The following is a 12,641-nucleotide window of genomic DNA, read 5'->3' as shown; positions in this document are numbered from 1 at the left end:
GATCTCGCAAGATCGTCTTTAGGGTCCCTTAAATGATTTAGGGGACCCTTTATTATGCGTTTTATTCCCTTCTTCTTGTCGATTGCTTTTCTAGTCCTCTCATGTGGTGGTCTGTCGCAAAGCAGTTGGTTCGCTATCCCGGTTATTCTGTTTGGCTTGCTCGTTGGCCTTGGCCTTTATGATATCCTGCAACCCAAACACGCCTTGTGGCGGAACTTCCCGATTCTGGCGCGTGTGCGCTGGTTGGCGGAGGAGTTAAGGCCGTTTCTGCGTTCCTATATTGTTGAGAGCGAAACCGAAGGCCGTCCCTTCAATCATGAAGAACGGGCCATGGTTTATCGGCGATCCAAGGATGTGTCGTCGGTTGAGCCGTTTGGCAGCCATCTGGACATTGGCCAGCCCCCTTATGAGTGGCTCTCGCACTCCATCGCGGCCAGGCATCCTGAAGAAACCGACCCGCGTATTCTGATTGGCGCGCCGGGTACAAGCCGGCCCTATAGTGCGAGTGTCTTCAATATCTCGGCGATGAGTTTCGGATCGCTTGGCGCGCATGCGATTGAGGCGCTTAATCGCGGTGCGGCGAAAGGCGGGTTCTTCCATGATACCGGCGAGGGGGGCGTTTCGCGCTATCACAAAGCCGGGGGCGGGGATCTCGTCTGGGAACTTGGGTCAGGTTATTTCGGCTGCCGCGCCAAAGATGGCGGGTTTGATCCGGTCCGCTTTCAGGAAACCGCCAGTCTTGATCAGGTCAAGATGATTGAGATCAAGCTTTCGCAAGGGGCAAAGCCAGGACATGGCGGGGTTTTGCCGGGATCGAAAGTGACAGAAGAAATCGCTGAGGCGCGCGGCATTCCAATCGGCGAGACCTGTTTCTCTCCCCCCAATCACACGGCTTTCTCCAATCCCTTGGAACTGTTGCATTTCATTGCCCGATTGCGGGAACTGTCTGGTGGGAAGCCGGTGGGTTTCAAACTGTGTATTGGTAATCGCTGGGAGTTTCTGGCCATCTGTAAGGCCATGCTCGAAACCGGGATCAAGGCTGATTTCGTGGTGGTCGATGGTGCAGAAGGGGGAACCGGCGCGGCCCCGGCGGAATTCCTTGATCATATTGGCGCGCCCCTGCGCGAAGGACTGCTTTTCACGCGTAATGCTTTAGTTGGCTGTGGTTTGAAGGACGATATCAAGATCGGCGTAAGTGGAAAGCAGATTTCCGCTTACAATATGGCCTCCAGCTTGGCGCTCGGGGCTGACTGGATCAACACGGCACGGGGGTTCATGTTCTCGCTTGGCTGTATCCAATCCCTGAATTGTCACAAGAACACGTGTCCAACGGGCATTGCGACTACCGATCAAAGCCGCCAGCGCGGTTTGGTCGTCGCTGACAAAGCTGAGCGGGTTTATCAGTTCCACAAAAATACCGTGGCGGCCCTGATGGAAGTGGTCGGCGCAGTTGGGTGCGCTCACCCTTCAGAGCTTTTGCCACGTCACCTTATTCGCAAGACAGCCGAAAGCACGATGCCAGCCTCCATGGCGTATCCAATGCTCAACACCGGGGACTTGCTCGAGACCCCGAAAGTGACCCACTTGCATAGGGCATGGGAGCTTGCCAGTTCAAATAGCTTTGACCCCAAAGGCTAGATCGTTGCCGATTGGGCCGGTTGGTTTTCGTATGGATTTGTGAGGCCAGCATCCTCACGCCGCCGGACCATATCCGAGACGATAACGGCACCAATCATTTTACCGATGACAAACACGATCCAGTTGGCAAGCGTCAGCGTGTTGCCCGGGTCGCTGCCAAACTCGATTTGCTTGGCAAGGTCTGCACCATACAGGAATATGGTTGTATCAATCGGGGTCGCGACCGCACTGGAATACAGGATACGCTTTGACAGCTTCATTTTGGTGAACGTGAAGAGCAGCCAATCAAAGAATTCCGAGACAAAGAAAGCCAGCCCTGAGGCGATCACAATGACGATCCACGCATAATACATCGACCATCCCAGGGCGAGTGCCATGGCCAGCAGGACCCATTGATGCATCTCTCGTTGCACAAAGTCGCGAATGACGAAGACCAGACCTGTTACCAGGGTTAGGGGGTGCAGCATCAAACTGCCCGCGACTTGCGTATCATCCGGGAAGACGAGTCCAAACAGACTGTGTTCTCCACTGACCCAAGGGCCGACAAATTCAAGATTTGGAACAACCCCAAAGGACCAGTTCAGGAAGGGGATCATCATCACATAGATAACCGCCCATAGTCGCCCGCCCAAACGCCAGAGAATAGCGAGGGTCAGGGCCAAGCCAAGCACGACCGGGATCAGAAAGCTCGGGCGATTATTTGTCAGGATCGCAACAAAGGTTTCGATAATGTCCACTTGAACGCTCCTGCAAGAATGGCCTCAAAGCTTAAGCTCACACTTGCCTATAAGAGGCAAATATATCTAGGGCAAAGCTGACATAGGGCAGAATGCTTGATGGAGTAGCAGGTGACGTCATCTATTAAGGTCAGCATCATTGTCGCGCGAGCACGTAATGGTGTTATTGGCGTTGATGGAGACTTGCCGTGGCGGTTGCGCGATGACCTCGCATTTTTCAAGCAAACCACGAAGGGGCACCCCATCATCATGGGACGCAAGACCTGGCTGAGCTTGCCGCGTCGCCCTCTGCCTGCGCGTGATAACCTTGTCCTGACCCGCGATCATACATTTCTGGCACCTGGTGCTCGGGTCTGCACAAGTGTCAAGGCGGCGATCGCGATGGCAAAAGCGATTGCCGGGCAGAGCGGGAGGCAGGAAATCTTCATCATTGGCGGGGCCATGATCTATCAGGAAGTGATGCCGCTCGCCGATAAACTGTACCTCACAGAGGTTGAAACCAATATTGACGGGGATGTATCATTCCCTGATTTTGATAATGGCGAGTTTGAAGAACTTCAGCGTCTGAACCATAAGGCTGACGAGCACAATCAGTATGATTTTACCATCCGGGTGCTTGAGCGCCGAGTTAGAGCTTAGGCAGCTTTTTCAAGTCTGGCTGTTGGATAGATGATGACGGTATTACGGCCCTGTTTTTTGGCATAGCGCAGGCATCTGTCCGCTCTTGCGACGGCTTCAATCAATGGCTCACCTGGGACGCACTCCGTTACACCAAAGCTCGCCGTGACCTGTATTGGCTGCTTGTTGTGATAGAGCTTCATGGTTTCAAGAGCGCGGCGGATCCGGTTGGCGGCTTGCCCCGCTTCTTCATGGTCGGTTTCGCCCAAGAGGAGGACAAACTCTTCGCCACCCCAACGCGCCGCTTCATCCGTCCCGAAGCGAATAATTTTTCGAAGCTTTTGCGCAATATGCTGTAAGGCAACATCACCACCGACATGCCCATGTGCGGTGTTGATGTCCTTGAAGTGATCAATATCGAACAAGACCAAGGCAGCTTTTGAATGGTTGCGCTTCATACGCGCGAGTTCGCGCTTGTAAAACTCTTCAAAGGCCCGGCGATTGTAGAGGCCTGTTAAGGGATCGGTTACAGCCAGCTCGCGAAGCTGCTCTTGAACGAGGATTAGACGACGAGAATAGATTGCCATCATTAAGGAAGCTGGTGGGGCCAGAACAACAGAGACCAGAACCGACATGTAAACCATATTGGATGGATTGCTTGGATCAAGAAAAGTTGCGACGAATGTAGAGAAATGCACCGTCGCGCAAATGATCACGACCGATAGGATGATCGAGTAAACACAAGTATGGAGTCGTGACGAAGTTCTGAACATTTTCAAGCCTTACGATAGCTTGAGTATCGCACAGAGTTCCGAAGACTTGGTTCCGTTATAGCGCTAAATTTTATCTATTTCTCGATCGGTTGAAGGATAAGATTGATCGCAATCGAAATCCGATCCCGACTGCCCTGGTGTGGGCGCACACTATGGCCCAACCAACCAGGAAACATAACAAGTACCCCAGCTTTAGGGGCAATCGAGTATTGTGCTCTAACCGGAGTTCCCGCGTTATCGCGCATAACGATGTCTGGAACTGTCATATAGGCCATTGGGAAGCGTGGATCTTCCAGCATAAGCTCGCCGCCTGTGTCGCCTCTGCCGCCATCGTCGACATAATAGACGCCTGACCATATCGCGCCGGGGTGGCAGTGATGAGCGTTGTGGGTACCGGGTGGATTTACGTTCGTCCACATATCGGCAATGAAACGGAAATCGCGCTTTCCGTCCTTGTGAATGTCGGCAATATGGGCAGCACAGGTCTGAACCGCGAATTCCCCAAGCCTTTGCGCTTCAGGACCACCCCATTTGATCATATCAATATCGGAATGCCAGCCGCCCTGATTGGAACGATTGATGCCCTCTGGGTCAGATTGTCTTTTATTTTCAATGGCTTGCTTGAGGGCGGCGTTGGCGTTCTGATGATCTGGGAAAACAGCCTTGAGGATAGGTGTGGGAAACAAATCAAGGCGTTTCATCTCAGTCATGGCTTATCTAATCCTCGAATACGATCTCAGGTGCAGGTTTCGTCTGGAGAGCATCCAAGCTTATTGCTGTATCTTTGGCCAGAGTCTGGAACAGAGCTGTCGCACTGTCATCGGCCAATGCAGCGGGTTTACCGCTATCTCCACCTTCGCGGATAGATTGGAGCATTGGGATTTGCGAAAGCAGAGGAAGACCAAGGGTCTGAGCCATGGCCTGACCGCCGCCTTCGCCCATGATGTGATGGCGGTTTCCGGCAGGGTCTTCAAACCAGCTCATGGTCTCAACAATGCCAAGAACCGGAACATGGGTTTTAGCAAACATGGCAGCCCCGCGCCGGACATCCGCGAGGGCGACCTCTTGCGGTGTGGTGACAATAATCGCTGCAGTCAGCGGTACGCGCTGAGCAAGGGTTAGCTGTGCTTCCCCGGTGCCGGGCGGGGTATCAATGATCAGCAAATCCAGCGGGTCTTCCGGTGTACCCCAGGCAGCATCATTGAGCATCTGGGTAATTGCCGACTGGACGATCGGCCCGCGCCAGATCATCGGTGCGTCAGGGTCGGAGAGGTAGCCGATGGACAGCGTGTGTATCCCGTGGGCAAACACAGGGATAAGTTTGCCATCCTTATTGGTTGCCGGGCTGGCCTCAACAGCATCAAGCATGGTCGGGATGGATGGGCCATAAATGTCAGCGTCGAGCAGACCGACGCGTAAACCCTGTTTGGCAAAGGCTGCAGCAAGGTTCACTGAGACGGTGGATTTGCCGACCCCGCCTTTGGCAGACGCAACGGCCAGAATGCGGGATATGCCGGGGATCGGTTTAACTTGTCCTTGGCCGGGTTGGGATTGCTGCAGGGCCTCGTCACTGAGGCGAGCGCCCTTTTTAACTCGTTTTGTCGGGGGTGAAGGGTGGGTTTGCAGGCCTTGAGGGGCACCTGCAGGGGGGCTTGCGGGAGACATAGGGGGTATGTCAGGGCTACCTGGGCCGCGTTCAGCCGTGAGGACCGTGCTGACGGCTTCAACCCCTTTCAAGCTCATGATCCGGGCTTCGGTCTCAAGTTTGAGCGTCTCGGCGCGTTCGCGATCCATACCGTCGGCATCAATCACGAGGGTTACCCGGCCTTGGTCTGCAATGCGCACACCTGATAACCAGCCCGGATTGCCAAGTGTTTTGCGAATCTGGGCTTCATTGAGCGCTTTTGCGGCCTTGCGGTCCCAAAACATCGGCACATATCCTTGATGTAACGGCAGTTAGAACGCACATAGCGATCAATAGCTCAAAAACAAATAGCTGACTGAAGAGTTGTAAAGGAGGGGCGATGCCCTGGAATGATAATAGCGACGGCGGCAGTAAGCCGACCGCCAGCAATAACAGCCCGTGGGGCAGCGGCGGCTCTGGCGGCGGTGGTGGTAATGGAGGGTCTCCATGGAACCGTCCCGGCGGTTCTGGCGGTGGACAAGGGGGCGGCGGTGGCGGTCCTGACCTGGAAGAACAGATGCGCCGGATGCAGGAACGCTTTTCGCGCCGTGGCAAAGGTGGCGGTAAAGGCCCGAAGGGCCCAAGCTTTGGCCCGGGAGGCTTTTTGGCCCTCGGTGCGGTTGCGCTGATTGCCTGGCTGGCGACAGGCATTGTGGTTGTCGACGAAGGCGAGCGCGCAGCGGTGTTCCGCTTTGGAGAGTATCAGAAGAATTTTGCACCGGGTTTCCATATCCATCTGCCTACGCCGATCGAGACTCATGAAATTCTGCCGTCTGAGCGCCAGCAGGAAACGCAGATTGGCGTGAGCAATCAGGATGAAAGCCTGATGCTGACAGGCGATGAGAACATCGTTGATGTGCAGTTCCGCGTGTTCTGGTTCTATGACGGTGAAAACCCGGAAGACTTCATCCTGAACATTGATGATGGTCGCCCGCTGGTAAAAGCAGCCGCGGAAAGCGTGATGCGTGAAGTCGTCGGTAAGTCGACGCTTGATGCGGTCATCACCACAGGCCGTGGCGAGATCGCCTCTACCGTGCGTGAACAGCTTCAGGTCTTGCTGAACGATTATGGCGCAGGCGTAACAGTTGAAAACGTCGAGATTCAAGACGCGCGGAACCCCGGCCCGGTTCGGGACGCGTTTATTGACGTGATCAATGCCGGTCAGGATGCCGAGCGGATGGTTCAGGAAGCCATTCGTTACGCCAATGACATTGTTCCACGTGCCCGTGGTGAAGCACAGCAAATTCTGCAAAACGCGCAAGCCTATCGTGATCAGGTAATTGCGGATGCGACGGGTCAGGCTGATCGTTTCACGCTGATCCTGCGGGAGTATCAGCGTGCGCCGCAAGTGACGCGGGAGCGTATGTATCTTGAAACGATGGAGAAGGTCCTCAACCGGACCGACAAACTCATCCTTGATAGTGATTCCGGCGCTGTGCCTTACCTGCCGCTGGATCGTGTAAACCGTAGTGGAGGCAACTAGACCATGAAGCCTTTTGGTATCCTTGGCATTGTCGTTGCGATTGCCGCGATTGTTGCCCTCTTGAACAGTTTCTTCATCGTTGACCAGCGCCAGCAAGCTTTGGTCCTGCAAGTTGGTGCGGCGAAAGAATTCTATAACGAGCCCGGCACGGATGAAGCCGGCCTGAAATTCAAGATTCCGTTCATTCAGTCGGTTGTGACCTATGATAAGCGCAACCTTGGTCTGGATGTGCCGGACATTGAAGTATTTGCGTCTAATCAGGAGCAGTTGATTGTCGACGCGTTTGTGCGCTGGCGGATCGAAGATCCGTTGGAGTTCTATCAGCGTCTTGGCACGCAGAGAGAAGCCGAGCGTCAGTTGCTGCGCTTTACCGATACGCAAATCCGTAACGCGCTTGGTAATCAGCTTCCTGAGGAAATTATTTCAGGGCAGCGGTCTGAACTGATGGATCAGATTCGCGATGAATTGAGCGCTGCAATTTCAGGCCGAGGTATCGATATTATCGATGTTCGGATCAAGCGCGTGGACCTTCCCGCAGACGTTTCTCAGCGTGTGTTTGACCGGATGGCCGCAACACGGAACCAGCAAGCCGAGCAAATTCGCGCGGAAGGGGACGAACGCGCCAAGCTGGTTCGTGCGGAAGCCGATCGTGAGCGGACCGTTCTGCTCGCTGAAGCGCGTCGGGAATCTGAGCAGATTCGCGGTGCGGGTGATGCGAAGCGGAACGAGATTTATGCCGAGGCCTATGGTCAGGACGCAGAATTCTTCCGGTTCCAGCGGGCCTTGATTGCGTGTGAGAAGGCGTTCGGTGTCGGTGACATTGGCGACTCTGCGGACACAGAAAGTTCTGGCCCACGGGCTCAGCAGCAAGCGACACGGATCGTTGTTGGTCCGGACCAGCTTGGCCTGTGTGATGAGTTTATCGACCAAGCCCAGCAAAATGGGCGCCCACGCCGCTAAGCGTGTGAGACATAATAATTTTGAGAAACCCCGGTTCCTGTGAGCTGGGGTTTTTCTTTTCTCCGCGCAGGGGAAATCTTGCGCCTTTCGCACGAACCGCCATACTTGCGCCATTAACCACTGTTTGGAGTCGCCTATGCGTTCGGCCCTGCTTGCTTTTGCTCTGTCCCTTGCACTGACTGGTACGGCCAGTGCACAACAGTCTCTGTCGCGTAGCGGGGACGTTGCAGATCAACAGGTCATGCCGGACAGTTTCGCAGCCCTGTCAAAGCGCTTGATGCCCGCAGTTGTAAATATCACAACCCAGCAGGTCGTCGCGCCATCGGGCCTGCCGGAGTTCCCAGAAGGTTCACCTCTGGAGCAGTTTAACGAGTTTTTTGGTGGCCCAGATACGCCGCAAGCCCAAGGATCCCTCGGGTCGGGTTTTGTGATTTCCCCTGAAGGGCTGATCGTGACGAATAATCACGTGATCGAGAATGCCGATGAAATTAATGCGGTCTTCTCTGATGGGCGGACCTTGCGCGCGACTTTGATTGGCACGGACGAAGCCACCGATATTGCAGTTCTGAAAGTTGAACAGGCCGATCCTTTCCCATTTGTCGACTGGGCCGATAGCGATAGCGCAGAGGTCGGCGACTGGGTCATGGCGATTGGTAACCCGTTTGGTTTCGGGGGATCGGTCTCTGTCGGCATTGTGTCTGCGCGCAACCGGGACATTCAGTCGGGAAATTATGACGATTACATCCAGACCGATGCCGCGATTAACCGCGGCAATTCGGGCGGCCCGCTGTTTAATCTGAATGGTGAAGTTCTGGGTGTGAACACGGCGATCATTTCACCAACGGGCGGATCGGTTGGTCTTGGCTTCTCAATCCCAGCCAACCTCGCCAATCAGATCAGTGACCAGATTATCGATTTTGGTTCGGCGCGGCGCGGTTGGTTCGGGGTAAATGTGCAGGATATTGATCGCGATATTGCCGAGGCTTATGGCCGGAACAGCGATGAGGGCGTGATTATCACCACAATCACGGATGACAGCCCGGCTGCAGAGGCTGACTTTGAGGTTGGCGATCTGGTCCTGACCTTTGATGGAAAGACCGTGACGGATATCCGTGCGCTGAGCCGCATCGTTGCCGAGACGACGATTGGATCCGTTGTTGATGTTGAGATCATTCGTGGACGTCGCGCCCGTACCGTGGCCCTGACCGTACAGGAATTGCCTGGCAGCGGCAGGGATGAAGACCGGAATGAGCCTGTGCCCGAAAGCGCTTTGACGGATAACCCGATGGGTGTGGACCTTGGGGAACTCGATGATGACGGGCACCGCAGATATGGTGTGCCCAATGATATTGAAGGCGTGCTGGTGCGTGAGGTTTCCCCGCGTGGACCAAGTTTTGGCAAGCTGCGACGCGGCGATGTTGTCATGGAAATGGGTTTTGAGCGCGTCACCTCACCCACAGCAGCTTTGCTGGCGATGGATGATGCCGCGCGAACCCCTGATCGGCCTTTACTGGTCCGGCTTTGGCGTGAAGGCGGTGTGCGCTTCGTCTCGGTTGAGCTGGAGGTATAGGCATGATCCGGCGGCTGGCAGGTTTAGGACTTTTGGTTCTGGGGCTGTGGCTGTTCTGGGGCGCGGTGCAGGCCGTGCTGGCCTTTACCAGCCGAGGTGGTCCCTTGATGAGTGCTTTGATGGAACCACCAACCAGCTTGATCCGCCTTATCGGGACAGGTCTGATGCTGATCGGCGGCTTCATGACGCTGCTGAAGCTCCGTTTGGGTGGTAGCACTGGACTATTAGGTGCTCTGGTTTTTGCGGCTCTTGGGGGTCTAATGGCCGCAATGGGAACCGATAGCGCTCTTTGGCTGGATGAAGTGGTCTATGGCGGTGTGGCCATCGCGCTTGCTGCAGTCGTTCTGGCTCTGAAGCGCGCCTAAGCCAAAACGTCCTGCCAGTCTTTGTTCTTCTCGATCTGAGCCTTTGCAAATGGGCAGAGTGGGATGATCTTGATCCCATCCTTACGAGCATCTTCAACCGCGCGCAGAACCAGCGCCTTACCAACGCCCATGCCGCCGAGTTCACGTGGGACCCCCGTGTGATCAATAATGATCCGGGTTGATCCGGCGCGGGAATAAGTCATTTCGGCCTCGTGACCGTTCACGGTCGTGACATAGCGGCCACCTGTTGGGCCGTCTTCACGCGTAATGGTGATGTCTGTCATTGTGCGCTCCTTGCTTGATGACCGTGAAAATGGGACGAGAGCTTATCCCCGACCACTACAAAAGCGCTGAAAGGACTTATTCGGTTTTTGCATGAAGCCCAATGAGTGATAGTCTATCGGCTCTCCCAGACGACTTTGTGAGGTAAACGATGGCCAAAAAGAAAACCGCTCGCGAAAAGCTCGCTGTTGAAAAACAGATCAAAAAGGTCGTTCTGGAAAAGGCCTTTGGTGGTATAGCCGCGGGAGATGAAATGCTGGTTTCAACACCGCAAATCGTCGATGCCTACATTGCCGATATTCCGTTTGGGGAAGCTCGCACTATCCCGCAGATGCGCGATGAGTTGGCGGCGCGTGAGGGCTGTGCTGGAACCTGTCCGATGTCTTCGTCTATCTTTGTCCGCATGGTTGCCGAGGCGGCGCTTGAGGATTTAGCCGAGGGCAAAACTGTTTCCGAGGTGACGCCGTTCTGGCGGATTGTGACCAGCAAGGACAAGATGGTGAAGAAGCTGGCGGTTGATCCAGAGTGGATTGACCAGCAGCGCAGCTTGGAAGCTGGATAGGGCCTGTTATTGGCGCTATGGCAGCGCCATGAGATTACCGCCGCGCCCCGATTTGAGCTGGAAAGAGGATGGCACACCCGTCAATGAACGGGTGGGCGATATCTATTACTCAGTCGAGGATGGGTTGGAGGAAACGCGGGCGATTTTCCTGAAGGCCTGCGGACTGCCTGAGCGATGGCAGGGGCGTGACAGTTTTACTGTTGCTGAACTGGGGTTCGGGACGGGCCTGAATTTTCTGGCGCTCTGGCAGCTTTGGCGAAAGGCACGCGGGGACCAGGGCTGGCTGCATTTTGTCAGCTTTGAGGGTTTCCCACTGGATGTAGGCGATGCGGAGCAGGCGCTCTCTGTCTGGCCAGAATTAGGGGAATTGGTCCGCGAGCTGATCGCCAAATGGCCAGACCGGGCCAAGGGCGTGCATCAGGTTGTCTGGCCCGATGAGCGCCTGACTCTGACCCTGCATCTTGGACTGATCGAGGAGACATTGCCACAGGCGCAATTCAAGGCCGATGCCTGGTTCCTGGACGGGTTCAGCCCGGCCAAGAATGAAGCCATGTGGGATGAGGGTCTCTGGCCGCAAATTGCCGCGCGGAGTTCGCCGGGCGCCGTTGCGGCGACCTTTACCGTCGCGGGCGCAGTGCGGCGCGGCTTGACCGCAGCAGGGTTCGCGGTCACGAAACAGCCCGGTCATGGCCGCAAGCGTGAGCGTCTCGAAGCGATTTTTCTGGGCGAGGCCGATGCTAGGCCGCATGGCCAGAACCGTATCGCGATCATAGGGGCCGGAATTTCCGGGGCGAGCCTTGCGCGCGTGCTGAGTGATCGCGGGGCCAGCGTGACTGTTTATGAGCAGGCTGACGGCCCAGCGCAGGGGACAAGTGGCAATCCGATCGGCCTTTTGATGCCACGCCTTGATGCCGGGGATACCGCGCAGGCCCGCTTTCTGGTCGAAGCCTATAATGCCGCGCGTGCCCTCTATCGCGGCTATGCCGGGGTTGAGGATACCGAAGTGGTTCAGCGGCCTAAGGATGAGCAGGAAGCACGCCGGATTGAGAAAGTGCTGGCTGACCCACCGCTTGGGTTGGAGGACTTGGAGGCATTGCCGGGCGGTGGCCTGTTGCACAAACGGGCCATGATGTTCCGCCCTGCGCGCCTGCTGCCCGCGCTTCTGGAAGGTATTGATGTCCGCTGGGGGAGCGAGGCTGAAATTGATCCCGCCGCGCGGTCTGTGAATGGCGAAGTCTATGATGCCATCGTGCTCGCCACAGGCTGGCATATGGAGACGATGATCCCCGCGTTGCGCCTGAAGGGCCGGGCCGGGCAGGTCGAGTTTAGTGAAGTTGATGTTGATGCGCCGCCATCGGCCATGGCGAGCGGGCATTATGCTCTGGCGAGTGGTCGCGAGCGGGTCTGGGGCGCGACCTATCGCGATCATGAGGGCGATGTGCCGGCTATCCTTGAGGCGGATCGTGAGACGAATGCGGCTTCGCTTGCGGCCCTGAACCCGTACTGGCGTCAGTCAGTTGCCGCTGCGCAGGTGCGTTCCCGCGCCGGGGTGCGGGCGACCAGCCCTGACCGCTTGCCGATTATTGGCGCTATGCCGGATGTTGAAATGATCCTGAAAAGCCATGCCGGACTGCGTACAGGGATCGCCGTACCGGAGGAAACAGCCATTGTGTCAGGGCTTTACCTCGCCGGGGGGTATGGTTCGCGAGGCTTTACTTTTGGCCCCTGGGCAGCACGCCTCATCAGCGCACTCATCCATGATGACCCATTGCCGACTCAGTTAGCGGCGCTGCCTCTGGTGAACCCGGCTCGGCAAATTCTTCGTGATCTGAAACGGCGTCTGATTTGAGCAAATATACTCCGATTTCGGCCTATTTTGGTTTTGACAGCGTTTACCTTTGGTCAATCGCATAAACGGGTCTGGCCATCGCTTTGCGAATGCGCTTGATGACTGCCACGCGATTGACCG

At 55.9% G+C, this 12,641-nt stretch carries 13 protein-coding genes; 8 read left to right on the top strand and 5 right to left on the bottom strand.

The window, feature by feature from the left end; all coding sequences use genetic code 11:
* Positions 1–54: 54 nt before the first annotated feature.
* Entirely contained in the window at positions 55–1,638 is a 1,584-nt protein-coding gene (locus RYZ27_RS13070; protein ID WP_406679963.1) for an FMN-binding glutamate synthase family protein, read from the top strand.
* On the opposite strand, the gene RYZ27_RS13065 is transcribed toward RYZ27_RS13070, so the two are convergent.
* A complete protein-coding gene (locus RYZ27_RS13065) occupies positions 1,635–2,375 on the bottom strand; it encodes a hypothetical protein (RefSeq protein ID WP_406679962.1) in 741 nt (246 codons plus the stop codon). The two genes, RYZ27_RS13070 and RYZ27_RS13065, sit on opposite strands and share 4 nt — an antisense overlap.
* Positions 2,376–2,486: 111 nt before the next feature.
* On the opposite strand from RYZ27_RS13065, the gene RYZ27_RS13060 reads away from it, so the two are divergent.
* Positions 2,487–3,014: a dihydrofolate reductase gene (locus RYZ27_RS13060; RefSeq protein ID WP_406679961.1), complete on the top strand. Its 528-nt coding sequence runs from the start codon at positions 2,487–2,489 to the stop codon at positions 3,012–3,014.
* Here RYZ27_RS13060 and RYZ27_RS13055 read toward each other — a convergent pair.
* From RYZ27_RS13055 to RYZ27_RS13045, 3 genes are all read right to left on the bottom strand, one after another.
* Positions 3,011–3,766, bottom strand: coding sequence for a GGDEF domain-containing protein (locus RYZ27_RS13055; protein WP_406679960.1), 756 nt, complete (start codon positions 3,764–3,766; stop codon positions 3,011–3,013). The two genes, RYZ27_RS13060 and RYZ27_RS13055, sit on opposite strands and share 4 nt — an antisense overlap.
* Positions 3,767–3,840: 74 nt before the next feature.
* On the bottom strand, positions 3,841–4,476 hold the full coding sequence (locus RYZ27_RS13050; RefSeq protein ID WP_406679959.1) for a TIGR02466 family protein: 636 nt from the start codon (positions 4,474–4,476) through the stop codon (positions 3,841–3,843).
* Between the two features lie 7 nt (positions 4,477–4,483).
* Entirely contained in the window at positions 4,484–5,695 is a 1,212-nt protein-coding gene (locus RYZ27_RS13045; protein WP_406679958.1) for an Mrp/NBP35 family ATP-binding protein, read from the bottom strand.
* A gap of 95 nt (positions 5,696–5,790) precedes the next feature.
* On the opposite strand from RYZ27_RS13045, the gene hflK reads away from it, so the two are divergent.
* From hflK to RYZ27_RS13025, 4 genes are all read left to right on the top strand, one after another.
* A complete protein-coding gene (gene hflK, locus RYZ27_RS13040; RefSeq protein WP_406679957.1) occupies positions 5,791–6,933 on the top strand; it encodes an FtsH protease activity modulator HflK in 1,143 nt (380 codons plus the stop codon).
* A gap of 3 nt (positions 6,934–6,936) precedes the next feature.
* Positions 6,937–7,893 (top strand): protease modulator HflC, encoded by a 957-nt coding sequence (gene hflC, locus RYZ27_RS13035; RefSeq protein WP_406679956.1) that lies wholly within the window; start codon positions 6,937–6,939, stop codon positions 7,891–7,893.
* A 136-nt stretch (positions 7,894–8,029) separates the two neighbouring features.
* A complete protein-coding gene (locus tag RYZ27_RS13030; protein ID WP_406679955.1) occupies positions 8,030–9,463 on the top strand; it encodes a Do family serine endopeptidase in 1,434 nt (477 codons plus the stop codon).
* Positions 9,464–9,465: 2 nt separating this feature from the next.
* Entirely contained in the window at positions 9,466–9,828 is a 363-nt protein-coding gene (locus tag RYZ27_RS13025; RefSeq protein WP_406679954.1) for a hypothetical protein, read from the top strand.
* Here the strand turns inward: RYZ27_RS13025 and RYZ27_RS13020 are convergent.
* On the bottom strand, positions 9,825–10,112 hold the full coding sequence (locus tag RYZ27_RS13020; protein WP_406679953.1) for a GNAT family N-acetyltransferase: 288 nt from the start codon (positions 10,110–10,112) through the stop codon (positions 9,825–9,827). The genes RYZ27_RS13025 and RYZ27_RS13020 overlap by 4 nt on opposite strands.
* A 149-nt stretch (positions 10,113–10,261) precedes the next feature.
* On the opposite strand from RYZ27_RS13020, the gene RYZ27_RS13015 reads away from it, so the two are divergent.
* Complete coding sequence (locus RYZ27_RS13015) at positions 10,262–10,672, top strand: hypothetical protein (protein WP_406679952.1); 411 nt, start codon at positions 10,262–10,264, stop codon at positions 10,670–10,672.
* Between the two features lie 28 nt (positions 10,673–10,700).
* Positions 10,701–12,521, top strand: a complete 1,821-nt coding sequence (gene mnmC, locus RYZ27_RS13010) for an FAD-dependent 5-carboxymethylaminomethyl-2-thiouridine(34) oxidoreductase MnmC (protein ID WP_406679951.1) — start codon at positions 10,701–10,703, stop codon at positions 12,519–12,521.
* The last annotated feature ends 120 nt before the right edge of the window (positions 12,522–12,641 follow it).

Origin of the sequence: Hyphomonas sp. FCG-A18, assembly GCF_045287255.1 — a bacterium.
Lineage (GTDB): Bacteria > Pseudomonadota > Alphaproteobacteria > Caulobacterales > Hyphomonadaceae > Henriciella.
This window is presented reverse-complemented; position numbering and strand designations above follow the sequence as displayed.

Coding starts and splice junctions, on each gene's coding strand:
- RYZ27_RS13030 (WP_406679955.1), top strand. CDS start 8,030: ATGCGTTCGGCCCTGCTTGCTTTTGCTCTGTCCCTTGCACTGACTGGT.
- hflK (WP_406679957.1), top strand. CDS start 5,791: ATGCCCTGGAATGATAATAGCGACGGCGGCAGTAAGCCGACCGCCAGC.
- RYZ27_RS13015 (WP_406679952.1), top strand. CDS start 10,262: ATGGCCAAAAAGAAAACCGCTCGCGAAAAGCTCGCTGTTGAAAAACAG.
- hflC (WP_406679956.1), top strand. CDS start 6,937: ATGAAGCCTTTTGGTATCCTTGGCATTGTCGTTGCGATTGCCGCGATT.
- RYZ27_RS13020 (WP_406679953.1), bottom strand. CDS start 10,112: ATGACAGACATCACCATTACGCGTGAAGACGGCCCAACAGGTGGCCGC.
- RYZ27_RS13070 (WP_406679963.1), top strand. CDS start 55: ATGCGTTTTATTCCCTTCTTCTTGTCGATTGCTTTTCTAGTCCTCTCA.
- mnmC (WP_406679951.1), top strand. CDS start 10,701: ATGAGATTACCGCCGCGCCCCGATTTGAGCTGGAAAGAGGATGGCACA.
- RYZ27_RS13050 (WP_406679959.1), bottom strand. CDS start 4,476: ATGACTGAGATGAAACGCCTTGATTTGTTTCCCACACCTATCCTCAAG.
- RYZ27_RS13045 (WP_406679958.1), bottom strand. CDS start 5,695: ATGTTTTGGGACCGCAAGGCCGCAAAAGCGCTCAATGAAGCCCAGATT.
- RYZ27_RS13025 (WP_406679954.1), top strand. CDS start 9,466: ATGATCCGGCGGCTGGCAGGTTTAGGACTTTTGGTTCTGGGGCTGTGG.
- RYZ27_RS13055 (WP_406679960.1), bottom strand. CDS start 3,766: ATGTTCAGAACTTCGTCACGACTCCATACTTGTGTTTACTCGATCATC.